We start from the raw sequence: 24666 nt of genomic DNA on the forward strand, positions 1-24666 counted from the left end.
CCATGCCCGCCACCACGCCCGACATCCACCGCGGCCTCGCCGGTGTCGTCGTCGACACCACCGAGATCTCCACCGTCATCCAGGAGACCAACTCCCTGACGTACTGCGGCTATCCGGTACAGGACCTGGCCGCGCACCGCTCCTTCGAGGAGGTCGCCCACCTGCTCTGGCACGGCGAGCTCCCCGACGCCGGCCAACTCCGCGAATTCCGCGCCCGCGAGCGCGCGCTGCGCCCCGTGGACCGCACCACGTCCGAACTGCTGACCCGACTCCCCGAGACCTGCCACCCGATGGACGTGCTGCGCACCGCCGTCAGCTTCATCGGCGCCGAGGACTCCACCGAGGACGACGGCAGCCCGGCCGCCAACCGCGCCAAGTCCCTGACCCTGCTGGCCAAACTGCCCACCATCGTCGCCGCCGACCAGCGCCGCCGGCGCGGCCTGGACCCGATCCCGCCCGACCCCGAGCTGGGCTACGCGGAGAACTTCTTCCACATGTGCTTCGGCGCCGTGCCCGAGCCGGAGGTGGTCCGCTGCTTCGAGGTCTCCCTGATCCTCTACGCCGAACACAGCTTCAACGCCTCGACGTTCACCGCCCGCGTGGTCACCTCCACCCTCTCCGACCTCTACAGCGCGGTCACCGCCGCCATCGGCGCCCTCAAGGGTCCCCTGCACGGCGGCGCCAACGAGGCCGTGATGCACATGCTGGAGGAGATCGGCGACCCGCAACGCGCCGAGCGGTGGCTCGACGAGGCCCTGGCCACCCGGCGGAAGATCATGGGCTTCGGCCACCGTGTCTACAAGCACGGCGACTCCCGCGTCCCGCTCATGCAGGCCGCGCTCGACCGCCTGGTGGCCCGCGCCGCCGACCCCGAAACGACCCGCCTGGCCACGCTCCACGAGGCCCTGCGCCAGGCCATGTTCACCCGCAAGGGCATCCACCCCAACCTGGACTACCCCGCCGGCCTCGCCTACCACCTGATGGGCTTCGACACCCCCACCTTCACCCCCATCTTCGTGATGAGTCGCCTCACCGGCTGGACCGCCCACATCACCGAACAGCTCGCCCACAACGCCCTCATCAGGCCGCTGGCCTCGTACGCGGGTCCGGAACAGCGGGCGGTGCCGGCGTAGGGGGGCGGTAGGGGGATTGGGGCGGGCCGTCGAACGGTGAGAGGCTGGGGCGCATGGCATTGGAAATGCGTGAGCTGTGCGAGCGGTGCACCACCGCCGTCCTGGCGCCCGACGGCCCGGCCCGGATCTGCTCCTACGAATGCAGCTTCTGCGTCGCGTGCAGTCAGGAGATGGGACACGCGTGCCCGAACTGCGGCGGGGAGTTGGTGCCCCGCCCGCGCCGTCGGGCACGTCCCTGAAACGGCCGGTCCCCCAAAGGGGGGACGGGTCAGGCCCGGCCGGCGGTGGCGTGGATCTCGTCCACGAGCCGGGTGAGGTGCGGCACGGCCACCCCGGCCGTACGCGCGGCGCGGAGCACCGCACCGCCGATCGCGTCGAGCTCCAACTCCCGGCCGGCCTCGGCGTCGCGCTGCATGGAGGAGCGCGACGCGGGCGGCGCACCGGTCAGAAAGCCCACCACGGCCCCCGCGTCGATCGGTGCGCCCACGGCGCCCGCCACGGCCGCCACCTCGTCGACGGTGGCCCGGAGTTGGTGCGGGTGACGGCCGCAGACCTCGCCGAGGGGCACGCCGTAGCGGGTGGTGAGCAGCGCCATCGGGGCGAGGAAGGCGATCTTCTCCCACATCATGGCGTTCTCGTCCGTGCGCACCCGGGTCGCGAACCCGGCGTCTCCCAACACGGCCGCCAGGTCGTCGAGTCGGGCCCGGGGCACGGCGTCGGCCGCGAGGTCGATGCTGGCGAACGGGCTGTAGTGCGCGATGCGGCCGGGGGCGGTGCGGGCGGACACCACGCTGATGGTGGCGGCTACGACGCGGTCGTCGCCGTAGCGCGCGCGGAGCGGAGTGAGGTGTTCCAAGCCGTTGAGGAGCGGTATCAACACCCCCTGCCCGCCCAGCATTTCGCCCGGCACGCGCTCCAGCGCCGAGGTCAGCGCGGTCTGCTTGACCCCGACCAGGCACAGGTCCACGGGGTTCCGCAGCCGGGTGTCGGCCTCGACGGGGACGCTGAAGTCCCCGAACGCGCCGCTGGTGAGGTGCAGGCCCCGGCTCCGCAGGATCTGTACGGTCTCGTCGCCGGCCAGGCAGATCACCCGGTGTCCGGCGCGGGCCAACAGGGCCGCGGCGAGCCCGCCGACCCCGCCGGGGCCGAGCACGGCGACCGTCCGAGGAGCGGTGGTGGCGTTCATCTGTGGGTTCCCCTCCGTCATTTCCCCTGTTGTGCAGGGTGGTTGACGCCGAGCGGCCCCGACGCCCGGCCGCGTGCGGCACTCAAGGGCCGGGGCCCGCCCGGCGGATCAGCCGGCGTCGCCGCCGGCGGCCCGCTCGCCCGGCACCGGCAGGGTGTAGCGGTACTTCTCGTTGGCGTGCGCGCCGAGCCGGTCGTAGAAGCGCGCGGCATCCGCGTTCCAACTCGGCGTCTGCCACTGCACCTCGGCGAGCCCGAGCCCGCGCGCCTCACCGGCCACCGCGGCCATCAGCCGCGCGCCGACGCCCAGGCTCCGATGGCCGGAGCGGACGAAGAGGCAGTCCATGTGGAGGTACTCGCGCGCCTGCCAGGTGGACATCTCGGGCGAGCAGGTGGCGTAGCCGATGAGGCCACCGTCGGTCAACTCCGCTACCAGGCAGCGCAGTCGGGGCGTCGGCGCGCCGAAGAGCAGCGTCGCCAGCCGCTCCGCGAGGTCGGGCACCGGCGGTGCGGCCCGCTCGTACGCGGCGTGCTCGACGGCCAGTTCGGCCACCTGCGGGAGATCGGAGACCCGCGCGGGCCTGACCCGTGCCGACGTCATGGGGCACCGACCTCCCTCACCGCACCTTCCCTTCCAGGACGTCCGCTCCCCATGCGGTCAGTCGGTCGGCCAACGGGCCGTCGCCGTCGAGGACATGGCGGGTGAAGGCGTCGCGCTCGTGGGCCAGCACGGCGGCCTCCCAGACACAGGGCGCGAGCCCCGCCCGCCCGGGGCGCAGTTGGTCCGGCCGCCCGGCAGGTCCGACGAAAACCGCCAGATCGGACATGTAGCCCTCGATCCACGTCGAGACGAGGACGTAGTCGCCGTCGCCGCCCGCGTGCAGCATCACCACGGCGAGCCCCAGTGACCCGCGGGCGCGCCCGAGGCCCAGGTGCGCTCCGGCGATCCGCAGCGCGGCCGCCTCGTCCTCCTCCGTCACGGTGCGGCCCGACGCCTCGATGACATACGCCTTCACCAGGTGGCCGGCGGCTTCACGGGTGGTCAACGCCCTTACCGCGCGGGCGTGATGGCCCTCGGCCAGGGCGAGCAGCGATGCCGCATCCACCGCGGTCGGCAGTTCCTCACGATCGCTCATGGAGACATCATGCAGCCTGTGGCTCCGTTCGTGCGCGAGATGGTACGGGTCCGGCTCAATGTGGCGGCCGGGCCGCGTCGGTGGCGCTCGTTCGGCTCAACTGTAGGACGGGGCGCGGTATTTGGGTCGGGGGACACGCCGGCACGGCGTCGGTCGGCACCAGGCGGCGCCGCATCGCTGCGGCGCCGTCGGTATGCCCGAAAGGTGGTTTCAGCCTCTGCCGTCTCGCCAGCGGCGGCTGGCGATCCGCGGCACGGGGATCACTCCAGCCCTGCGAGGAACCCCCGGTGCGCCTTTACCTCTTTCATGGTCATGTGCGAGGTGAGCTTGTTGATCCCGGGTAGGGCGCACAACACCTCGGTGTAGAAGCGCTCGTAGGCGGCGATGTCGGCGACCGCGATGCGCAGCAGGTAGTCGGGGTCGCCGAACAGGCGGTGGGTCTCGATCACTTGGGGGAGCTCGGTGATCCGGGACTCGAACTCGGTCATAGTGGCGCGATTGTCGTGCTTCATCGCTACTGTGGCGAATGCGTGGAATCCGCTGTCCAAGAAGTTACCGTCGAGTTCCGCACGGTAACCACGTATGGCGCCGATCTTTTCTAAGTTCCGGACCCGACGGAGGCACGGGGTGGGCGTAAGCCCTACCTTGGTGGCTAGATCGGCGTTGGCCATGCGCCCGTTCCGCTGTAGCTCGCGCAGGATCATGCGATCAATTTTGTCCATAGCAGGCGATCATGCTACAGGCCCCTCTCCTGAGGCAAGGATTTAGCATCGACTGCTACAGCCTTTGAACTAATGTAGCTTCAGCGGCCACTGAACCGGGAGTCGCTGGTTATCAGCACGTCCGGTGCCAGTAATGACTGGCACCCGAGATCACCTGCTATCGGTTTCACTCAAGGGCTACCAGCGTCGGAGGTCATAGGTGCCCTAGCCGGTCACTCAACAGACAGCCGATGCCCGCCCTCGGTGCCCCCAGCCACCCGGGTCACCGGATTCCCGCGACGCCCAGTAACTCGCGGAATTTTGCCGCCATCCACCACTACGACACGGTCAAGTGCCTTGCGTAGCCGCAGCTACGCGGTGATCCAGGGCCGTCGGCCGCGAGCTGTGTCGGCACTGCGACCAGTGCTGGCGCGGGAATTCCCGTTTGTGCGAACCACCAGAACCATGCCTGAACTCAACGCGATTTAGGAGAATACCCTTGTCTTTTCCCGTGCGCGTTCACGATGTTCTCGGTGTAGGCTTCGGTCCCGCCAACCTCGCCCTGGCAATAGCCATCGAGGAGAAGTACCCCGGTCTGGACGCCCGGTTTCTGGAAGCCCGTCCCACCCCCGATTGGCAGCCCGGGATGCTGCTGAACGGATCGGATATCCAGAACCACCCCAGTCGCGATCTGGTGACCCTGAGGAACCCCCGCAGCCGCTACTCGTTCCTCAATTTCCTGCATGAGCAGGGCCGTTTGGTACGGCACCTCAACCTCCCCGTCGAGTTCCCCCTCCGCAAGGAATACGCCGGGTACATCCGCTGGGCCGCGGATTTCTTCTCCCATCAAGTGGACTGCGGTCAACGCGCCGTTGGTATACAGGCGATCGACCACGACGGCGAACGCGTCTGGGAGGTGGCCACCCAGACCGGCGACCGCTACCTCGGCCGCACCCTGGTCATGGCGCCAGGACGCACGCCGTACGTCCCGGCGCCCTACGACGCCGTGGACAGCCCCCGGGTCTTCCACCTGACCCAGTACCTGCCGCGGTTGAAGCAGCTCACCGCCGACGGGGCACCCAAGGCGGTCGCGGTGATCGGCGGCAGCCAGAGCGCCGTCGAGCTCACCCTGGACCTGCACCGGCAGTTCCCCCACACCCGCGTGGTCACCTACCCGCGCTCCTACTCGCTGCGGCTGAAGGACACCAGCCCGTTCAGCGAGGAGGGGTACTTCCCGGAGTTCACCGAGTACTACTTCCGCGCCTCACGGGACAGCCGGCGCGCGCTCGACGCCTACATGCAGCCGACCAACTACTCCTCGGCCGACGGAGACGTGCTCAAGGAGCTGTACGTGGCGATCTACGAGCAGCAGCTCGACGGCGACCAGCGGGTGTTCGTCCGCGGCAGCCACGAGGCCACCGCCCTCTCGGCGACCGACCGGTGCGTCACCATCGACTTCCAGGAACTGCACACCGGCGAACGCGTCCGCGACGAGGTCGACTTCGTCGTCCTGGCCACCGGCTTCCGCAACCTGGGCCCCGCCCCCCACGAGGAGCTCTGCCCGCCGATGCTGGCCCCCGTCGCGGACCACTTCGCACGGGAGGAGGACGGCCGGCTGGACGTCGACAGCGACTACGCGCTGACCCCGCGCGAGGGCATGGACAAGGTGCCGCCGCTCTTCCTCAACGGCCTGTGCGAATCGAGCCACGGCATCGGCGACGCCGGCTCCTTCAGCCTGCTGTCGCTGCGCACCGGCACCCTGGCGGACGCCCTCGCCGACCGCCTCGGCAACCGGCCGGAAAGCCTGCCGGAATCCGTTCAGTTCGCCCTCTGACCTCGCAGGTCGTGACCCCAGACGGGAGGCATTCCTCCATGCAGATCCACGACGTTGTGGTGGCCGGCTTCGGCCCCTCCGGCATCGCGCTGGCCGCCGCCATCGAGGACCACGACGACGCGCACCCTGGAGCCCGGCCCGCGGACGCGGCCTACCTGGAGCGCGCCGCGACCTCGGCCTGGCAGCCCAACCAGGTGCTGCCGGGCACCGACATCCAGCACCACTTCCTCCGCGACCTCGCCACCCCGCGCGACCCCCGCTCCCGCTTCGGCTTCACCAACTTCCTTTTGCAGAGCGGTCGTTTCTATCCATTCACGCTCCTGGGTGGATATGTGAGTCGGCTGGAGTGGTCCGAGTACGTTCAATGGGCCGCGGCACAGGTGCGGCAGCCGGCCGAATATCACCGGGAGGTCTTGCGCGTCGAGCCGGTCGCTGATTCCGACGGGACGGTGCGCACCGCCCGGGTGGTCAGTCGCGATCCGCGGGACGGCGCGGTGCACGAACACCTGGGCCGCAACGTGGTGTTGGCAACCGGTCATGTCCCCTATATCCCGGAGGTCTTCCGGGCGGATCTGGGCGAACGTGTATTCCATGCCGGCGAGTTCCTGCCCCGGATGAACGCGCTGCGCGAGAAGACCGGCCAATCCCTGCGATTCGCGGTCATCGGCGGCGGCCAGACCGCGGGCGAGATCATTCTCTATCTGGCCGGAGAACTCCCCGACGCGCGGATCCATTCGCTGGTGCGACACGGCGGCTTCAAGATGTACGAACTCGGCCACTTCAGCAACGAGGCGTACTTTCCCACCGAGACGGACTACGTCTACGGGCTCGAAGGGCCGGCGCGCGAACAGGCCCTGGCCCACGCCCGCGCCACCAACTACGCCGCCCTGGACCCCGATGTGTCCACGGCGCTCTACCAGGCCGCCTACCAGGACCGGCTGACCGGCACCAACCGCCTGCACCTGCACCGCCGCATCGAGGTCACCGACGTCGCGGTCGCCGGCGACGGCGTCCGACTGACCACCAACGAGGTCTACACGGGCGAGGCCGGCAGCATCGACGCCGACGCGGTCATCCTCTGCACCGGGTACGAGGAGCCCAAGTTCCCCGAGTCGCTGGAGCCGTTCGCGCCGTACCTGTCCTACGACGGCGACGGACGCCTCGACGTCACCCGGGAGTACCGCGCCCGCACCGTCGACCACTGCACGGTGGGCCTCTACCTCGACGGCATCACCGAGTGGCGGCACGGCATCGCCAGCGCCACGTCCTTCAGCCAGATGGCGGCCAAGGCGGAGACCGTCCACAACGACCTGCGCGCCACGCTCGCCCGGCAGGTGCAGTCCCACCCCGCGACGCTCGTCAGCTGAGCGCGACGGAGTCTCCACGCCCACGAGAGGAATCCCTGTGCACATTTTCCACACGGCTCCGGAGGACATGGTCTTCGAGGAGGCTTACAACGTCAGCGGTCGGCGCATCTTCCCGTGGAACGAGGCCGTCAAGGAACCGTTCTGGGGCGGGGCCTGGGTCGACGTGGCGCCCGGCGAGACCTCCACGGCCCACTCGCACGACGAGAACGAGATGTTCTTCATCACCGAGGGCAGCGGCGTCATGCGGATCGGTGAGGAGGAACGCCGGGTGAACGCCGGCGACACCGTCTTCATCACCCCGTTCAAGGACCACGACCTGACCAACGACGGGACCACCCGGATACGGTTCGTCACCATCTGGTGGGGCGGCTCCGAGGCCGTGGCCGCCGAACGCGCCAAGTGGGCCGCGGAGTTCGGGATCAGCGACACCGCGGAGCCGAATCGGTGAACCGCAACCGAACCGCGGACGCCATCGTCGTCGGGGGCGGCGTCATCGGTGCGGCGATCGCCCACCGGCTCGCCCTCGCCGGGCTCGGCCGCATCGTCCTGTGCGACCAGGGCAGGGTCGCCGCGCAGGGCGCGACGGCCCGCTCGGGCGGGCTGCTGCGCCTGCACCACACCGCGGCCGCCGACACCCGGCTGACCGCTCGCAGCCTCCCCGTCTTCGAGCAGTGGAAGGAGCGGATCGGCGGTGACTGCGGCTATCGGCGCACCGGATTCCTGATGCTGGTGGGCCCGGACCACGTCGAGACGCTCAGGGCCAACGGCGCCGTCGCCGCCGACGCGTTGCGCTACGAACGGGCCGAGATCCTCGCCCCCGACGCGATCCGGTCGCTCTACCCCGGGCTGAGCACCGAGGGCGTCGCCGCCGCCGCGTACGAGCCGGCGGGCGGGTACGCCGACCCGGCGGCCACCACCGTCTCGCTGGTCGCCGCCGCCCGCCGGCTCGGGGTGATCGCCTCCGAAGGCACCCGGGTCGAGCGGGTGTGGGAGCGCAACGGCGTGGTCGCGGGGGTGGAGACGGAGACGGGACGCGTCGAGGCGCCGCTGGTCGTCCTGGCCAGCGGTGCCTGGGGAGACCCGCCGGCCGCCCACCTGGGGGTGCACATCCCCGTCGTGCCGCGGCGGATCGGGCTGGCCCAGGCCCACCTGCCCGGCGCCGGCCGCCGCGGGTCCGACGCCTCCGTACCGACCTGTATCGACGACACCATCGGCTGCTACTTCCGTCCGGAAGCGCTGGACCAGCTCTACTTCGGCGTGCCGAGCAACCCGGAAGTCGCACTGGGGCAGGACGTCGCCCCGCTCACCGACGACGAGGTGGGCGCGGCCGTCAAGGCGGTCTCCCGCCGGGTACCCGCGGTGGCCACCGCGGAACTGGTCGGCACCCGCGCCGGTTACGACGGATACACCCCGGACAAGCGGCCCGCGATCGGACCGGCCGGGCCCGACGGACTGTACCTCGCTCTCGGATTCAGCGGCGGCGGCTTCAAAATGGCGCCGGCCGTCGCCGAGTTGGCCGCGCAGGAGATCTGCGAAGGGGGCGCCGTCCTGGGCAAGGCCGTCCAGCCACTTCTGGAGCCCTACCGGCCACAGCGGTTCGAGAGCGGCAACTTGATCACGCCGGAGGCTTCCTATGCCCACATGTAAACAGGTACTGAACATGCTGCGCGAGGACCTCGCGACGGTGCGTGCCAAGGACCCCGCGGCACGCAGCAACCGGGAAGTGCTCCTGTACCCGCACATCCACGCGCTGTGGACCTACCGGTTCTCCCACCGCCTGTGGAAGCGCGGCCGTCGCACCAGCGCCCGCGCGCTCTCCCTCCTGGCCCGGGCCGTCAGCGGCATCGAGATCCACCCGGGGGCGACCATCGGCCGCCGCTTCTTCATCGACCACGGCACCGGGGTGGTGATCGGCGAGACCGTCCGCATCGGCGACGACGTGATGCTCTACCACCAGGTCACCCTGGGCTCGGTGGGATGGTGGAAGGACCTGCGCCGGCCCACCCACTCCCGCCGCCACCCCGTGGTGGAGGACGGCGTCATCATCTGCACCGGTGCCAGCGTGCTGGGCCCGGTCTGCATCGGGGCCAACACCCGGATCGGCGCGCACGCCGTGGTCCTGCACGACCTCCCGCCCGACGCCCGGGTCGCGGCCGGCACCGCGCATACCTCCGCCTCGCACCACCTCGTGCCCGATGTCTCCACGCTTCGTATCGCGGAAGGAAGCAGCACCCAGTGAACACTTACGTCGTCACCAGTGCGCCGCCCAACCCCAACGGCGATCTGCACGTGGGGCACCTGTCCGGCCCCTTCCTCGGCGCCGATGTGCAGGCCCGCCACCTCCGGCAGCGCGGGCACGAGGTGCGCTACGTCGGCTACTCCGACGAGCACTCCTGCTACGTGCCGCGCCGCGCCGCCGAGATCGGGTCCACCGCTTACCAGACCGCGTTGACCTTCGGCGCCAGGATGGAGGAGACGCTGTCGCTGGGGGCCATGCACCACGACTGGTTCACCCGGCCGTTGACCACGCCGAAGCACACCGAGATCGTCCAGGAGTTCTTCACCACCCTCTGGGAGGCGGGGAAGCTGGAGGTCAAGGAGCTTCCGGTGTTCTACTGCACGGGCTGCGCACGGTACTTGTACGAGGCCGAGGTGCGCGGCGAGTGCCAGTTCTGCAGCGCCCCCTCCGACGGCATCTACTGCGAGGCGTGCGGGCTGGCGCAGGAGTCCGGCGGCCTGGGGGCGGCGAAGTGCACCGCCTGCTGGGAGGCGCCCGAGCAGCGGACGCTGAAGCGGATCGTCTTCCCGTTGGAGGAGTACCGCGCCCAACTCCTGGCCTACTACGAGAAGGCGGGCGAGCGGTGGCGGCCGCGGCTGCGCAGCTATCTCGACGGTCTGCTGGCGAACGAGCTGCCGCTCACGCCGATCAGCCGGGAGGCCGACTACGGCATCCCCGTCCCGCTGGACGGTTGGGACGGGCACATCCTGGACACCTGGTTCAGCGGGATCTGCGGATACCTGGCCGCGACCGCCTGCCTCACCGAGGCCCAGGGGCAACCCGAGCTGTGGCGGCAGCAGTGGACCGACCCGGACACCCGCATCGTCAACTTCCTCGGTTTCGACTGCTCGTTCTCGCACGCCGTGCTCTGGCCGGCGCTCCTGATGGCGCACGGCGACTACACCCTGCCGAGCCAGATCGTCACCAACGAGTTCTACCGACTGGAAGGCGACAAGTTCTCCACCAGCCGCGGGCACGCCATCTGGGGCGGGGACATCCTGCGCCAGATCTCCGCGGACGCGTTGCGGTTCCACCTCTGCCTGACGGGACCCGAGCGGGAGCAGGGCAACTTCGCGATGAAGGAGCTCGCCTCCACGGTGGAGTCCGTCCTCGTGGCGGGCCTCCAACGGTGGGCGCAGACCATCCTGCCCCTCCTCGCCGAGGACTTCGGCTCCACCGTCCCGGCCGGCGACGGCTACGCCGGGCCGCTCACCGCGTCGCTGGTGGACCTGCCCAAGCGGATCGCCGCCGCGCTGGCCCCGGACTCCTTCTCGCCCCAACGGGCCGCCGCGTTCCTGGCGTCGACGATCGAGCGGGCGGTGAACGACCTCCCCGAGCTCACCGCGGCCCGTCAGGCCGGGGCGGGGACGCCGGAGTACGCCCGGCGACTGGTCACGCACCTGGAGGCGCTCGCCCTGGTCTCCGTGCTGGCCACCCCGTTGATGCCCGGCTGGGCCCGGCACATCGCCAAGCACCTGGACATCCCCGTCGACGTGCTGACCCAGATGCCCCGTTGGCCCGAGGCGGCGGACCTGCCGTTGGTGCCCGAGGGCCGCCGGCTCGGCGCGACCGTGCCCGCCTACTTCCACAACCTGGGCTGAGCCGGGGCGACATGAGTGCCTTACGCACCGCGCTCGGCATCGTGAACGCCGTGCTGGGCGCGGGGACCCTGCTGCTGCCGGTGGCCCTGGCACCGTTGGCGCACAGCGGCGCGGTGTCCCTCGTCGTCGCCGGGGCGTTGCTGGTCTGGTCCCTGCTCGTCGGCTCCGCCGGTGGGACGCGGGGCAGCGGACCGGCCGGCTTCGTCCGCGCCCGACTCGGGCCCCGCACGACGCACGTGGTGCACGGGCTGTACTTCGGCGGATTCGCGGTGGGGCAGGCCGTCGTGGTCGGCGCCGCCGGGCAGTTCGTCGCCGACGGGCCGGCGGCCGTCGCCCTGGGGTTGGCCCTCCTGTGCCTGGCCGCCGCGCTGGCCGCCGCCGGTGTGCACCTGTCGCCGGCGGTGCGCACGGCGCGGCTGGTCGCCACCCTGGCCCTGGCCCTGGTGTGGTGGCTCTTCCCCGGGACGTTCGGGCTGGACCCGGGCCGGTCGCCCTTCGGGGTCGCCGCGCTGATCGCGGTGCCGGTGCTGTTCGCCTGGGTCGGACTGGAGGGATCGCTGCCCGCCCTGCGGTCCTCCCGTGCCGCCACCACGCTGGGGGTCGTCCTGGGCCTGGTCGGTGCCGCGGCGCTCTACGGGGTGCTGCTGAACCCGCCGGGCTCCGGGGCGCTCGGCCCGCCCGCGGCCAGGTCCGCGTTCGCCTGGGCCGCGGCCGTGGTGCTGGGCATGTACTGCCTGACCAACCTCCGGGCCGTCGGGGCCCGTTGGAACACCCTCCGCTCACGCCCGGCGGAGCCGGGGGCCCGCGGTCCCGGCCGGCCGGGGATCGTCGTGGCGGTCGTCCTCGCGGGCGCGGCCCTCGGCCTGGCCGCCGCCTTCCACTGGAGCATCGCCGTGCTGCTGCTCGGCCCGGGCACCGCCACGGCCGCCATCTACGCCGTGCTGGCCGTCGCGGCCCTCCGCCGGGGGCGGTCCCGCCCCCGCGCCACCGGGCCCGCGGCGGATGGCTCCTAGACAAGCCGTTTCCCCACCCTCCTGCATTCCTTCGACGCTTCTCGCCTGCCCTATGGAGGACGCCATGTCGATCACCGCTCCCGATCTGAGTGTTTTCGAGACCCTGGAGTCGGAGGTGCGCAGCTACTGCCGTGGCTGGCCCACCGTCTTCGACCGCGCGCAGGGCAGCCGGATGTTCGACGAGGACGGCCACACCTACGTCGACTTCTTCGCCGGCGCCGGAACGCTGAACTACGGGCACAACAACCCGGTCATCAAAAGGGCGTTGCTGGACTACCTGGAGCGGGACGGCGTCACGCACGGCCTGGACATGTCCACCACGGCCAAGCGGGCCTTCCTGGAGTCGTTCCAGAACCTGATCCTGCGCCCCCGTGACCTCTGCTACAAGGTCATGTTCCCGGGCCCGACGGGGACCAACTCCGTTGAGGCGGCGCTGAAGTTGGCCCGTAAGGTCAAGGGCCGGGAGTCGGTCGTCTCCTTCACCAACGCCTTCCACGGCATGTCGCTGGGCGCGCTCGCGGTGACCGGCAACTCGATGAAGCGGGCCGGCGCCGGCATCCCGCTGGTGCACGGCACCCCGATGCCGTTCGACAACTACCTCGACGGTCAGGTCCCGGACTTCCTGTGGTTCGAGCGGCTGTTGGAGGACCAGGGCTCCGGTCTCAACTACCCCGCGGCGGTCATCGTCGAGACGATCCAGGGTGAGGGCGGCATCAACGTCGCCCGCGCCGACTGGCTGCGGAAGCTGGCCGATCTCTGCAAGCGCCGGGACATGCTGCTGATCGTCGACGACATCCAGATGGGCTGCGGCCGCACGGGTGCCTTCTTCTCCTTCGAGGAGGCGGGCATCGTGCCGGACATCGTCACCGTTTCGAAGTCCATCAGCGGGTACGGGCTGCCGATGGCGCTCACCCTGTTCAAGCCGGAGTTGGACATCTGGGAGCCGGGCGAGCACAACGGCACCTTCCGCGGCAACAACCCGGCCTTCGTCACCGCCGCCGCGACGTTGGACGCCTACTGGGCCGACGAGCAAATGGAGAAGCAGACCCTGGCCCGCGGTGAACTGGTGGCGTCCCACCTGGCCGCCATGGCCGCGGAACACCCGCACGACATCGCCGAACTCCGCGGCCGCGGACTGGTGTGGGGCATCGAATTCCACGACGAGGACCGTGCCACCAAGGTGTGCGCCCGGGCCTTCGAACTCGGACTGCTGGTCGAGACGTCCGGCCCGCGCAGCGAGGTGGTGAAACTGCTGCCGGCGCTGACCATCCCGACGGAGCTGCTGGACGAGGGACTGTGCGTCCTCGCCCGGGCGGTCCGCGAGACGGCCTGAACCGGCCCCGGGCATCGGCGGTCGCCCACCGTCGATGCCCACCGCGGATGCCCACCGCCCGGCTCCGGTGGCGGAGCGGGCCGGTGTGGCAGGGCGCCGTGGACGGGAGGGGATGACCGGATGGTGGCGGAGGCGTCGTCAGGACGCCTGCTCACACTCAAGCCGGGGATGCGCGGCGAGGGGCTCGGCCATCTCGCGGGTGATCACGCGGTCGCTCACGCTGGTCGAGTACACGATCGTCGTCGCGATGGAGCCGATCTTCGTGATCCGTGCGGTGACCTCTTCGAGATGGCTCATCGAGCGGGCCGCCACCTTGGCGATGAAGCAGTCGCTCCCGGTCACATGATGGCACTCCAGAATCTCCGGGCAGTCTTTGAAGATGCGCACGTAGTCCTGGTAGTTGCCGCCGGGAAACACGATGTTGACAAAAGCCAGGATCGAGAGCCCGAGCCCGGACAGATTGACCCGGGTCCGATACCCCTCGATGATCCCGCACTGCTCCATACGCCTGACCCGCTCGGCGACCGCCGGTGGCGTCAGCGCGACACGTCGGCCCAGTTCACTGAAGGTAATGCGAGCGTTGGCCTGTAACTCGCCGAGGATCCGCCAGTCGGTCGCATCAAGCGCCGCTTTCAAATCATTAGCCATTGACCAATGATACGTGATTTTCGATAACCGCGGCCCGCGAACGCTTACAAGTTCCCCTGTGGAACAGCCAGTTCGGCGCAATAGGGTCTAGGGCGTACTTCAAGGAGGACGGATGGCGCGTACCACACAGGCCGTACAGGCCAACGACGACCGTCAGGGCTCGGTCCCCGCCGGGCGGCTCAACTTCGCGCAGGGCACGGCCCTGTACGTGGGGGCGGTGTTGGGGACCGGGGTCCTCGCGCTCCCCGGCCTGACCGCGAAGCAGGCCGGTCCGGCGTCGTTGGTGGCCTGGTTCGCACTCATCGTGATGTCCATTCCGCTCGCCGCCACCTTCGCGGCGCTGGCCGCACGGCAACCCGACTCGGGCGGGGTGTCGACGTACGTGCGCCGGGCGTTCGGCAACCGCGCCGCCACGGTGGTCGGTTGGTGGTTCTACCTGGGCGCCCCGGTGGGCATTCCGGCGCTGGCCTTCTTCGGCGCGTCCTATCTGGAACGGAGCACCGGCGGCGGCTGGACGGCCACCGCCAGCTACGCCGCGGGCCTGCTCGTCGTGGGCTTCCTGGCCAACGCCTTCGGCGTGCGGGTGTCGGGGCGGGTCCAGCTCATCCTCTCCGGCTCCCTGGCCCTCCTGCTCGTCGTGGGCATCCTGGTGGCCCTCCCGCACGCGGACCCGGCGAACCTGCAACCGTTCGCCCCGCACGGGTGGTCGGCGATCGGCCCCGCCGCGGCGCTCCTGGTGTGGTCGTTCACGGGGTGGGAGACCGTCACCCACCTGTCCGCGGAGTTCGCCCACCCGGAGCGCGACATCAAGCGGTCGACCATCGGGGCGCTGCTCGCCATCGGCGTGTTGTACCTGGGCCTGGCGACCATCACGGTGCTGGCCCTCGGCAGTACCTCCGGAACGACGGCCACCTCCCTGGCCTCCCTGCTGGAGCTCGGCTTCGGGGCGTTCGGCAAGATCCTCGCCAGCGTGATCGCGATCCTCACCACACTCGGCACCATGAACGCCTACATCGCCAGCACCGCCAAGCTGGGCGCCGCCCTGTCCCGCGACGGAGCGCTGCCCGACGGGCTCGGAAGCGGCGCCGAGGCGGGCGGCGTCCCGCGCCGCAGCCTGGCGATCGTCGGGGTGATCTCGGGGACCGTCTTCGTCTACGCCGCCCTGACGAAGTCGGACGTGCAGCCCCTGGTGCTGTGCACCACGGCGTGCCTGGGAGCCGTCTACGCCCTCGGCTCGGCCGCCGGCGCCAAACTGCTGCGGGACAGCACCCGTTGGGGCACGTCCGCCGCCATCGCGTCCCTCGTCATCATCGTCATCCTGCTGGTGCTGACGGGGTGGTACATGATCTGGCCGCTGATCCTCACCGCCGCCGCGCTCGTCTGGTGCGCCCGGCACCCGCAGGAACCGGCGGCACCGGCGCGCTAGGGCCCGCCCGATGGGTCACGGCCGGGGCCGCGACGCCGGCCCGGCATCTCTCGGCGGCGCGCAATCGCCCCCCGTGGCTTCGCTATCGGGACGCTCCGGCGCCCTGCGACGCACCACACCAGACGCCCCGGCCTGTGCGACCCCGACCCGTCGGACGGGCCTTGGGGCCTGCCCGACGCATCAGGGTCGGACAGGCCCTGGCAGGCCAGGCGGAGTGCCCCGTTCCAGGGGCCGAGGCCGAACCCCCGCAGGCGACGTACGCCTGCGGGTCCACCATCAGACCGCGAGGAGACACATGTCGCTACAGGTCCCAGTCGCCCTCGGCACCGAGGGACGCAAGATTCCCGCTCACCAACTGGGCGAAAAGGAAATGCTCTGGGCCTTTCTCAAATTCGCCCGGGCGACCGCCATCGCGAAGGTGGCCGGACTGGGAGAAGAAGACCTGAGGCGCGCCCACACCACATCCGGCATCTCTTTGGGCGGCATTCTCAAGCACCTGGTGACCGGTGAGAACCACTGGTTCGCCAACGTACTCGGCGGCCTGGAACTCCCCATGCCGTTCAGCAAGGAGGACCCCGACGGCGACTGGCGGGTCACCGACGACGAGGGCCCGGAGCGCCTCATCGCCGCCTACCAGGCCGCCTGCCACACCAGCGACAAGGTCATCGCGTCGCTGGACCTGGAGAGCACCGGCGAACAGGTCGACGGCGACTACACGTTGCGCTGGGCGCTGTGCCACCAGGTCGCGGAGACGAACCGGCATGCCGGCCATGCCGACCTCCTGCGCGAACTGACCGACGGCGCCCGGGGTTGGTGACCTCGCCCGTGTTCCCGGGCACCACCGCTCCGTGCCGGTAACCGTCCGCAAGGTGATCCTGCCGGTGCAGGATCGACGCAAGGGTGACCGCTGCTTCGCAGGAAGCGGCGGTCTTGTCGTATCCGGAGGCGAGGCCGGCGGCCTCGTGCGCTCCCCGCGCCTGACGGCGAACGCCGCTGGCGATGCCCCGGGGTTCGGCGCGCCGGATCAACCGCGCCGCTTGGCCGCCCGCGGCGCGTAGGTCTCCAGGTACGCGGTGACCAGGCGCCGCACCTCCTCGATGGTGGCGTCGTCGCCGGTGGGGGAGCGGCGGAACGCGGTGTCGAAGAGGCGGTTGCCGGCCTCCCAGGCGAGCTGCACGACGAGTTGGGGCGTCTCGGCGGGGAGCAGTTCCCGTTCGATGAGGAAGTGCCAGAGCCGCTCGGCCTGTGACGTGTCGAAGGTGCGGATGAGCTCGTCGAGCGTCTGGTTGCCCCGTGCGAACCACAGCACGGTGCAGCTCGGGTGCTGCCGGAAGTAGTTGCGCAGCGGGGTGATCACGGCGTCGCCGGCGTCGCGCAGCGTGCGCAGTGCGGGGCTGTGCAGGGCGGCGGTGAGGAGCGCGTCGAGCTCGTCGACATGGCGCTGGAGAAGCTCCGCGTCGACCTGGTGCCGGTCGGAGAAGTAGTGGTAGACGGAGGCGGTCGGGATGCCCGCCCGCTCGCCGATCGCCTTCAGGCTGCCGGCCTGGTAACCCTGCTCGCCGAGCAGCGCCTCGGCGGCGTCGAGGATGGCCCGCCTGCGCTCCACGCCGCGGCGCTGCCGCACGCCGGGTCGGGCCGGTGCCTGGGCTTTCGCATTGTTCTCGAACACGATTCGAGATCGTATCAGTCGCACGTTCATCGGGCTTGCGTGCCGGCCCAGTTGATCGGACCGGCCGGGTTGACAGCATCGTACGGCGCCCTAAGCTCAAACTCGATTCGAGATCGAGTTCAGGTGCTCGGTCCGCCGTGTCGACCGCGGCGCGGACCTCGCCGCGCCCGTACGCGGCGGGGACAACCGAAAGGGGACGGTCATGGCCAACAGCCGTGGCGGGTATGACGTTGCAGTGATCGGTGCCGGCTTCGCCGGCGTCGTCGCGGCCCGGGACCTCAGCGTGGAGGGCCACTCGGTGGTCCACCTCGAAGCGCGCGACCGGATCGGCGGCCGCGCCCACACCGGCGAAGCCTTCGGCCGCCCCCTGGAGTTCGGCGGCGCCTACGTGCACTGGACCCAGCCGCACATCTGGCGCGAACTGCGGCGCCACCGGATCCCGTTGGTCCCGCCGCTCGCCACCGACACGGTGCACTGGCTGGCCGACGGCGCCGTGCACACCGGCAGCCGGCTCGACTACGGCAACGCCGTGGGCCCCCTCATGGCGCGCTGCTTCGCCGACGCCCGGGAGCGGTTCCCGCTGCCGTTCGACCTCGCCGCGACCGACACCACCGCGATCGAGAAGGAGACCCTCGCCGACCGGCTCGACGCGCTGCACCTCTCCGCGTACGACCGGGACCTGCTCGACGGCGGCCTGGCCGCGCTGGTCCACGACCACCGCCGACACGGCGTCGCGCAGCTCCTCCTGGGCGTGGCCACCTACTTCGGTGACTGGAGCGCGTTCTTCGAGACCGCCAGCCTCTGGCCGATCGAGGGCGGGACCAGGCGGCTCCTCGACGCCGTCGCCGCCGAGTCCCGCGCCGACCTCCGCCTGGCCACACCCGTCACCGCCGTCGAGGACGACGGCGCCGGCGTCACCGTGACCACCCGCGACGGCCGGCGCATCCGCGCCCGCGCGGCCGTCGTCGCGGTGCCGCTCAACGCCCTCGGCGACGTGACCCTCACCCCCCAACCCGCCCCACCCGCGCGCGACATGATCGAACGGAAGCTCCCGATGCGGACCGTCAAGATCTGGGCGCGGGTCAGGGGCGAGATCGAGCCCTTCTGCGCCTTCGCCCCCCTCGGGAAGAACCCCGTCAACGCCGCCAGGGTGGAGTACCGGCACCAGGGCGACACCCTCCTCATGTGCCTGGCCTCCGACGCCTCGGCCATCAGCGCCGACGACCGGGAGGCGGTGCAGCGCGCCCTGCGGACGTTCGTCCTGGACCTCGACGTACGGGAGACCGCCGGCCACGACTGGGCCAACGACCCGTTCTCGCAGGGCACCTGGGCCATGCACCGGCCCGGCGACCTGACCGGGGCCGTCCCGCGGCTGCGCGAGCCCCTCGGGCGCCTCCGCTTCGCCGGCGGCGACATCGCGGCGCTGGAGGCCGGGTCGATCGAGGGCGCCATGGCATCCGGCGCCCGCGCCGCCCGCGACATCGCCGCGGCGCTGCTCGACGGCTCCTGCTGAGCGGGACCCACCCCCGCGGCCGGGCCGGCGGTGCCATGGCGCGTGAACGACCGGCGGGGCACTGGTTGTCGACCCCGATGTCACGCTCACTGGTGGGGCGCATGGGACGGCGGGACAGGATCGAGGGGGCTGGCCCACGAGACGGGACGTCGAGCGGGGGAGCGCCGGGGCCCGCCCGGGACGACGACCACCGGGCTGCCGCGACGAGCGGCGGCAACGAGCGAAGGGGACGGGAATGAGCGCGTACGACTACGTCATCGTCGGTGCCGGATCCGCGGGCTGCGTGCTGGCGGCGCGGCTTTCGGAGGACCCCGAGGTGCGGGTGGCGGTGATCGAGGCGGGCGGCCCCGACACCGCCCGGGAGATCCATGTCCCGGCCGCCTTCCCGCAGTTGTTCAAGACCGACCTCGACTGGGACCTCGACTCCGAGCCGGAGCCTGGCATCGGCGGCCGGCGGGCCTTCCTGCCTCGGGGCAGGACGTTCGGCGGCTGCAGCTCGATGAACGCGATGATCTACATCCGGGGCAGTCGCGCCGACTACGACGACTGGGCCGCGGCCGGCGCCGACGGATGGTCCTACGAAGAGGTCCTGCCGTACTTCCGCCGCGCCGAGGACAACCAGCGCGGCGAGGACCAACTCCACGGCGTGGGAGGCCCGTTGACGGTCAGCGACGGCAGGTCCGGGCACCCGCTCGGGACGGCCTTCGTGCGCGCCGCCGAGCAGGCCGGCCACCCGGCCAACGACGACTTCAACGGAGCGACCCAGTTCGGCGTCGGGCGCTACCAGCTCACCCAGCGCGACGGTATGCGGTGCAGCACTGCCGTCGCCTATCTGCACCCCGCGTCGGAACGCCCCAACCTCACCGTGTTCCCCTCCGCCCGCGCCCACCGCGTGGTGATCGAGGGCGGCCGGGCGACCGGGGTGGAGGTGGCGCGGGCCGGCACCGTCGAGATCGTCCGCGCCGAGCGCGAGGTGATCGTCTCCGCCGGCGCCTACGCGTCCCCGAAGCTGCTGATGCTGTCCGGCATCGGGCCGGCCGCCGCCCTGACCGCCGCCGGCATCGACGTCCTGCGCGAACTCCTGGTCGGCCAGGGCCTCCAGGACCACTACGCGACGATGCTGAACTTCCGCACCGACGCCGAGACGCTGAGCGACGCGGCGAGCCCGGCCAACGCCGAGCTGTTGCGGCGCGCCGGGCGCGGCCCGCTGTCCTCCAACCTCGCCGAGGCCGGCGGCTTCTTCCGCAGCCGGGACGAACTGGCCACCCACGACCTGCAGTTCCACGCCCTCGCCGTGCCCTTCCACCAGGAGGGACTCGGCCCGGTCACCGAGCCCGGCTTCGCCTTCGGTCCGTGCCTGCTCGCCCCGACCAGCCGCGGCGCGGTCACCCTGCGCTCCCCGCTCCCGGACGCCGCGCCCCGGATCGTGCACAACTACCTGACGACGGCCGAGGACCGGGCCGGCATCGTCGCCGGGATCCGGATCGCCCTGGAGATCGCGGCGCAACCGGCGATGGCCGACCTCATCACCGGACCGTACGGTGACGCGCCGGCCTCGGACTCCGACGCGGAGCTGCTCGCCTGGGCCCGGCGGGCCGGCCAGACGCTGTACCACCCGACGTCAACGTGCGCCATCGGCGCGGTGGTTGACCCCGAACTGCGGGTGTTCGACGTGGCGGGCCTGCGGGTCGTGGACGCCTCGGTGTTCCCGACGGTGCCGCGGGGGAACACCAACGCACCCGTGATCATGGCGGCCGAGAAGGCGGCCGACCTCCTCAAGGGCGGCGGCGCCAAGCACCCGTGAACCGCGCTGATGCGCCCCTGACCCACCCCTGACACGCGACCGCTCCGGCAGTGATCCGTGCACTGCCGGAGCGGTCGCGTGGGACGGCGGCCACCGCGGACCGTCCGCCGCCGCTGTAAGGCGTCCGGGCAGCCCGTCAGCGGGCCCGCCGCGAGACGTCAGAAGTGCTTCGCCCCCTCGACGATGGCCTCGCGGATGCGGTGGTAGGTGCCGCAGCGGCAGACGTTGCGGATCTCGTCCAGGTCCGCCTCGGTGATCTCGCGCCCGTTGGCACGGGCCTGCTTGACCTTGGCGACCGCGGCCATGATCTGGCCCGGCTGGCAGTAGCCGCACTGCGCGACGTCCCGCTCCAACCAGGCTTCCTGCATGGGGTGCAGGTCCTTGCCCACGGTGGCCGGCAGGCCCTCGATGGTGGTGACCTCGTCGTCCGGCCGGACGTTCTTGACCGGCACGGAACAGGGGTTGAACGCCTTGCCGTTGAGGTGACTGGTGCATGCCTGGCAGACCCCGAGACCGCAGCCGTACTTCGGCCCGGTGACGCCCAGGACGTCGCGCAGCACCCACAGCAGCCGCACATCGTCCTCGACGTCCACCGTGACGGCCTTGCCGTTGAGGATGAAGGTGTGTTCGGGCACGGTCGCTCCTTGCGCTCTGGTAGGCCCTTGCCAACGGGTCTAGTAGGCGCGGTTCAGGCCGTCGGTCGGCGATTGCGGGATCGGGGGGACGGTCGGCAGCGGCTCGAAGCCGAGCGGGCCGTTGTGGTTGAGGGGGAAGGTGGTCGGCATGGTGCCGGTGGCCGCCCCGTACGCACAGGCGACCGCGGCCGCGGCGGCGCCGACGGCCAGTTCCCCCGCGCCGCCGGGCTTGTCGCCGGTCGGCGGCATGACCACGATCTCCAGCTCGGGCGGGGTGTTCCACTGGCGGGTGTAGAAGTAGTTGTCCCAACTGCCCTCCAGGAACGCCCCGTCCTTGAGGTGCAGGCCCGAGGAGAGGGTGACCGCGATGCCGTCCATGATGCCGCCCATCATCTGGGCTTCGAGGCCCTTGGGATTGACGGCCAGGCCGACGTCGACGGCGCAGACGACCTTGGTGACGCGCGGTCCGGTGTAGGCGTCCGGGACGTGCCGGCCGGTGGTCTCCGGGCGGCAGTCGATCTCGGCGAGCACCGCGACGACCCCGTGGTACTCGGGGTGCACGGCGAGGCCCTGCGCGATGCCGGCCGGCAACTTCCTTCCCCAGTCACCGACTTCCGCGACCTTGTCCAGCACGGCCCTGGCCCGGTCGGTCTTGATGAGGTCGCGCCGCAGTTGCAGGCGGTCCTTGCCCATCTCGTCGGCGAGCCGGTCGATGATCAGCTCCTGTGCGCACCGGACGTTGGGGGAGTAGATGTTGCGCATGCTGCCGGTGTTGAAGCCCTTGTCCACCTCGTTGAGGAGCTGGGTGGTGAGCCCGAGGCGGTACGGCGTCTGCTGGGTGAGGGTGAAGATGGTCTCGGAGAAGGTCAGATCGCCGACCGGCAGCTTGGCGGCCGTGGCGGTGATGATCTCGCCCAGGCCGTGGCCGAAGTCGGTGGACACCGAGGTGTGCCGTTGCTCGTAGGTGAGCACCTTGCCCCCCACGTGCGTGGCGCGGACGCGGGAGGTGGCCATCGGGTGGGTGCGGCCCTGCCGGAACTCGTCGGTGCGGTGCCACATGAGCTTGACCGGCTTGCCCATCGCCTTGGAGACCTCGGCGGCCTCCAGCGCGGCGTCGAAGAACAGCTTGCGGCCGAACGAGCCGCCGCCCTCGGTGACATGCACCGTGACCGCGCTCGGCAGCAGTCCCAACCTCGCCGCGATCTTCCCCTGGGCGACGATCGGCGACTTGAGCGCGCCCCAGATCTCGGCCCGGTCCGGTCGCACGTCGGCCACCGCGCAGTTGGGTTCCAACGCGCTGTTGCTGGCGAAGTGGAAGGTGAAGGACCCCTCGACGGTCTTGGCCAACACGTTCAACTTCGGTACGGCCAGCGGTATTTCGGCCGCCTTCAGCTCCCGCAGCACGGTGTCGTCGGAGGCCCGCTCCGCCGTCCCCGGGCCCCAGTCGACCTTGAGCGCGCGCACCGCGTCGATGCACTGCCCGAAGGTCCGGGCGCGCACCGCCACGCCGGTGGGGATGGTCACGACATCGGTGACGCCGGGCATCGCCCGCACGGCCGCGAGGTTCTGCACGGACCGCACCGTGCCGTTGACCGTGGGCGGCCGGCACACCATGGTCGGCGCGGCGCCAGGCACCTGGAGGTCCATGGCGAACTGCTTGCGGCCGGTCACGCTCGCCAGCGCGTCGACGCGGTTGCGGGAGGTGCCGATGACCGAGAACTCGGAGCGCGGCTTGAGGTCGGTGGTGACCCGCACGGTCTTGACGCTCGCGGCCTTCTCGGCGAGCGAACCGTAGGTCGCGCTCCGGCCGTTGGGGGCGGTGATCACCCCCGCCTTGCTGGTCAGCGTGGAAACCTCGGCGCCGAGCAGCTCGCCGGCGGCCGACAGGAGGCGCTTCCTGGCGATCGCGGCGGCGACGCGGATCGGCGTGTAGGTGGAGATGGTGGTGTTGGAACCGCCGGTGAGCTGGTTGAAGAGCAGCTCCGGGCGGGCGTCCGCGAGCGTGACGCGGACCTTCTCCAGCGGCAGGTCCAACTCCTCGGCGACCAGCATCGCGGTGGAGGTGGTGATGCCCTGGCCCACCTCGGCGCGCGGCAGGGCGAACGAGGCCGTGCCGTCGGTGTGCAGGTGGATGGTGAGGAGACCGGAGGTGGGCAGCGCCGCGGTCGTGAGCATGTCGTTGAGGTCGAAGATCTCGGTCAGCTCGGGGAGCGAGGGGGCCGCGGCGTGCGCCGGGGTGGGCCCGGCCGCGGCCTCGCCGAGTTGCGCGGCCACCGCCAGCGTCGGCGCCGCCAGGACGTAGCCGAGGAACCGCCGACGGCCCATCCCGGAACGGGTGTCCGCGGTGTCGGGAGTGTCGGAGAGTGCCTGGACGTCGAGGGTGCCTGGCGCGGTGGTGTGGTCGTGCTCCCGTGGCAGACGATCCTGAGTGTCCATCATCTGTCCCTTCGTGGAGCATCGTTGATCGACCTACCGGATGGTAGCGAAACCATGTGCACGACAGAACACGGGGCAGGCAGGTCTGCCCAGGGACTTCACACGACCACACCGACCGGGCCGGCGCGCTCCGTCAACCACCCTTCCTCGAAGGTCCGTTGCCTGGCCCCGTCACCCGTCCGTGCGTAGCAGCAGATGCCCCCGACGGAACCGCTCGCCCTCGTGCGGCTCCCGCAGCATCCGGCCGACCTCGACGAAACCCGCCCCGCGGGCCACTCCCGCGAGCTCGTCGATCGGCCACCGGTACGCCGTCGTCACCCGGTGGTCGAACGCCGTGACCGGCCCGCCCTCCGACTCGAAGAACCCGACCAGCAGATGCCCGTCGGGCCCGAGCACCCGCCGGAACTCCTCGAAGTACGGGGGCAGCTCCCGCGGCGGGGCGTGGATGACCGAGTACCAGGACACGACGCCCCGCAGCTCGCCGTCCGGCAGGTCCAGGGCGTCCATGGAGCCGACCTCGAACCGCAGCTCCGGGTACGCCTCCCGGGCCAGCCCGATCATCACCGGCGACAGATCGATGCCGAAGGCGTCCAGCCCCAGGCCCCGCAGATGCGCGGTCACCATCCCCGGGCCGCATCCCAACTCGGCCACCGGCCCGGGGCGGGTGGCCCGCACCGAATCGGCGAACGCGGCGATCACCGCGCGGTCCAACGGCAGGCTGTCCAGCGAGTCGCGGACGAAGTCGGCGTAGACGACGGCGATGGCGTCGTAGGCATCGGCGGACGCCGCGAGGTACGCGGACGGTGCGGTGACGGGGAGGGCGTCAGTCACGTCGGAAGGCTCGGTCACGTGTGAGCACCCTAGGTCGTGTCTTCAAATGATCTTGGGTGGTGGATCATGGTGGGGTGATACGTCGCCATGAACTGTCGGATGCTGAGTGGGAGTTCGTCCGGC

Annotated in this window: 23 protein-coding genes; 14 read left to right on the forward strand and 9 right to left on the reverse strand. The window is 71.0% G+C overall.

From position 1 onward, the window contains the following. Positions 1-2: 2 nt before the first annotated feature. Both ACIQU6_RS16125 and ACIQU6_RS16130 read left to right on the forward strand, forming a co-directional pair. Complete coding sequence (locus ACIQU6_RS16125) at positions 3-1133, forward strand: bifunctional 2-methylcitrate synthase/citrate synthase (protein ID WP_403482245.1); 1131 nt, start codon at positions 3-5, stop codon at positions 1131-1133. A gap of 53 nt (positions 1134-1186) precedes the next feature. Beyond that, positions 1187-1372 carry a DUF1272 domain-containing protein gene (locus tag ACIQU6_RS16130; protein WP_403482246.1) on the forward strand — a complete coding sequence of 62 codons (186 nt, stop codon included), beginning with the start codon at positions 1187-1189 and terminating at the stop codon, positions 1370-1372. Positions 1373-1401: 29 nt separating this feature from the next. On the opposite strand, the gene ACIQU6_RS16135 is transcribed toward ACIQU6_RS16130, so the two are convergent. The 4 genes from ACIQU6_RS16135 to ACIQU6_RS16150 all read right to left on the reverse strand — a co-directional run bounded on the left by ACIQU6_RS16135 (position 1402) and on the right by ACIQU6_RS16150 (position 4176). Then, positions 1402-2319 (reverse strand): ketopantoate reductase family protein, encoded by a 918-nt coding sequence (locus tag ACIQU6_RS16135; protein WP_403482247.1) that lies wholly within the window; start codon positions 2317-2319, stop codon positions 1402-1404. Positions 2320-2427: 108 nt separating this feature from the next. Further along, the gene (locus ACIQU6_RS16140) at positions 2428-2919 is read right to left on the reverse strand and encodes a GNAT family N-acetyltransferase (protein ID WP_403482248.1); all 492 of its coding nucleotides are present in this window, start codon (positions 2917-2919) and stop codon (positions 2428-2430) included. A 16-nt stretch (positions 2920-2935) separates the two neighbouring features. After that, on the reverse strand, positions 2936-3454 hold the full coding sequence (locus ACIQU6_RS16145; protein WP_403482249.1) for a hypothetical protein: 519 nt from the start codon (positions 3452-3454) through the stop codon (positions 2936-2938). A 260-nt stretch (positions 3455-3714) separates the two neighbouring features. Next, positions 3715-4176: an Lrp/AsnC family transcriptional regulator gene (locus ACIQU6_RS16150; RefSeq protein WP_403482250.1), complete on the reverse strand. Its 462-nt coding sequence runs from the start codon at positions 4174-4176 to the stop codon at positions 3715-3717. A gap of 490 nt (positions 4177-4666) precedes the next feature. On the opposite strand from ACIQU6_RS16150, the gene ACIQU6_RS16155 reads away from it, so the two are divergent. From ACIQU6_RS16155 to ectB, 8 genes are all read left to right on the forward strand, one after another. Continuing rightward, positions 4667-5989 (forward strand): SidA/IucD/PvdA family monooxygenase, encoded by a 1323-nt coding sequence (locus ACIQU6_RS16155; RefSeq protein WP_403482251.1) that lies wholly within the window; start codon positions 4667-4669, stop codon positions 5987-5989. Positions 5990-6027: 38 nt separating this feature from the next. Further along, on the forward strand, positions 6028-7356 hold the full coding sequence (locus ACIQU6_RS16160) for a SidA/IucD/PvdA family monooxygenase (protein WP_403482252.1): 1329 nt from the start codon (positions 6028-6030) through the stop codon (positions 7354-7356). A 37-nt stretch (positions 7357-7393) separates the two neighbouring features. Beyond that, positions 7394-7804, forward strand: coding sequence for a cupin domain-containing protein (locus tag ACIQU6_RS16165; RefSeq protein ID WP_274911483.1), 411 nt, complete (start codon positions 7394-7396; stop codon positions 7802-7804). Next, positions 7801-9003, forward strand: a complete 1203-nt coding sequence (locus tag ACIQU6_RS16170) for an NAD(P)/FAD-dependent oxidoreductase (protein WP_403482253.1) — start codon at positions 7801-7803, stop codon at positions 9001-9003. Before ACIQU6_RS16165 ends, ACIQU6_RS16170 begins: the two co-directional genes overlap by 4 nt. Positions 9004-9016: 13 nt before the next feature. Continuing rightward, positions 9017-9595, forward strand: a complete 579-nt coding sequence (gene epsC / locus ACIQU6_RS16175; RefSeq protein WP_403482254.1) for a serine O-acetyltransferase EpsC — start codon at positions 9017-9019, stop codon at positions 9593-9595. Next, the gene (locus tag ACIQU6_RS16180; protein WP_403482255.1) at positions 9592-11235 is read left to right on the forward strand and encodes a methionine--tRNA ligase; all 1644 of its coding nucleotides are present in this window, start codon (positions 9592-9594) and stop codon (positions 11233-11235) included. Before epsC ends, ACIQU6_RS16180 begins: the two co-directional genes overlap by 4 nt. Before the next feature lie 11 nt (positions 11236-11246). Continuing rightward, on the forward strand, positions 11247-12248 hold the full coding sequence (locus ACIQU6_RS16185; protein WP_403482256.1) for a hypothetical protein: 1002 nt from the start codon (positions 11247-11249) through the stop codon (positions 12246-12248). 64 nt (positions 12249-12312) lie between these two features. After that, positions 12313-13581, forward strand: coding sequence for a diaminobutyrate--2-oxoglutarate transaminase (gene ectB / locus ACIQU6_RS16190; RefSeq protein WP_403482257.1), 1269 nt, complete (start codon positions 12313-12315; stop codon positions 13579-13581). A 138-nt stretch (positions 13582-13719) separates the two neighbouring features. Here the strand turns inward: ectB and ACIQU6_RS16195 are convergent, their stop codons facing one another. After that, a complete protein-coding gene (locus ACIQU6_RS16195) occupies positions 13720-14229 on the reverse strand; it encodes an Lrp/AsnC family transcriptional regulator (protein WP_403482258.1) in 510 nt (169 codons plus the stop codon). A gap of 112 nt (positions 14230-14341) precedes the next feature. On the opposite strand from ACIQU6_RS16195, the gene ACIQU6_RS16200 reads away from it, so the two are divergent. Both ACIQU6_RS16200 and ACIQU6_RS16205 read left to right on the forward strand, forming a co-directional pair. Continuing rightward, the gene (locus ACIQU6_RS16200) at positions 14342-15655 is read left to right on the forward strand and encodes an APC family permease (RefSeq protein ID WP_403482259.1); all 1314 of its coding nucleotides are present in this window, start codon (positions 14342-14344) and stop codon (positions 15653-15655) included. Between the two features lie 295 nt (positions 15656-15950). Then, the gene (locus ACIQU6_RS16205; protein ID WP_274911474.1) at positions 15951-16472 is read left to right on the forward strand and encodes a DinB family protein; all 522 of its coding nucleotides are present in this window, start codon (positions 15951-15953) and stop codon (positions 16470-16472) included. A 207-nt stretch (positions 16473-16679) separates the two neighbouring features. Here the strand turns inward: ACIQU6_RS16205 and ACIQU6_RS16210 are convergent, their stop codons facing one another. Continuing rightward, positions 16680-17324, reverse strand: a complete 645-nt coding sequence (locus ACIQU6_RS16210) for a TetR/AcrR family transcriptional regulator (protein WP_403482260.1) — start codon at positions 17322-17324, stop codon at positions 16680-16682. A gap of 202 nt (positions 17325-17526) precedes the next feature. Between ACIQU6_RS16210 and ACIQU6_RS16215 the strand changes: the two genes are divergently transcribed. Both ACIQU6_RS16215 and ACIQU6_RS16220 read left to right on the forward strand, forming a co-directional pair. Further along, entirely contained in the window at positions 17527-18837 is a 1311-nt protein-coding gene (locus ACIQU6_RS16215) for a flavin monoamine oxidase family protein (protein WP_403482261.1), read from the forward strand. Between the two features lie 235 nt (positions 18838-19072). Next, positions 19073-20641, forward strand: a complete 1569-nt coding sequence (locus tag ACIQU6_RS16220; protein WP_403482262.1) for a GMC family oxidoreductase — start codon at positions 19073-19075, stop codon at positions 20639-20641. A 158-nt stretch (positions 20642-20799) separates the two neighbouring features. Here the strand turns inward: ACIQU6_RS16220 and ACIQU6_RS16225 are convergent, their stop codons facing one another. The 3 genes from ACIQU6_RS16225 to ACIQU6_RS16235 form a co-directional block, all read right to left on the reverse strand. Beyond that, positions 20800-21276 carry a (2Fe-2S)-binding protein gene (locus ACIQU6_RS16225; protein ID WP_383406534.1) on the reverse strand — a complete coding sequence of 159 codons (477 nt, stop codon included), beginning with the start codon at positions 21274-21276 and terminating at the stop codon, positions 20800-20802. Between the two features lie 39 nt (positions 21277-21315). Then, positions 21316-23715: a molybdopterin cofactor-binding domain-containing protein gene (locus tag ACIQU6_RS16230; protein ID WP_403482263.1), complete on the reverse strand. Its 2400-nt coding sequence runs from the start codon at positions 23713-23715 to the stop codon at positions 21316-21318. Between the two features lie 168 nt (positions 23716-23883). Next, positions 23884-24543 (reverse strand): class I SAM-dependent DNA methyltransferase, encoded by a 660-nt coding sequence (locus ACIQU6_RS16235; RefSeq protein WP_403482264.1) that lies wholly within the window; start codon positions 24541-24543, stop codon positions 23884-23886. Positions 24544-24666: the final 123 nt, after the last annotated feature.

The organism is Streptomyces sp. NPDC090442 (assembly GCF_044769405.1).
GTDB lineage: Bacteria > Actinomycetota > Actinomycetes > Streptomycetales > Streptomycetaceae > Streptomyces.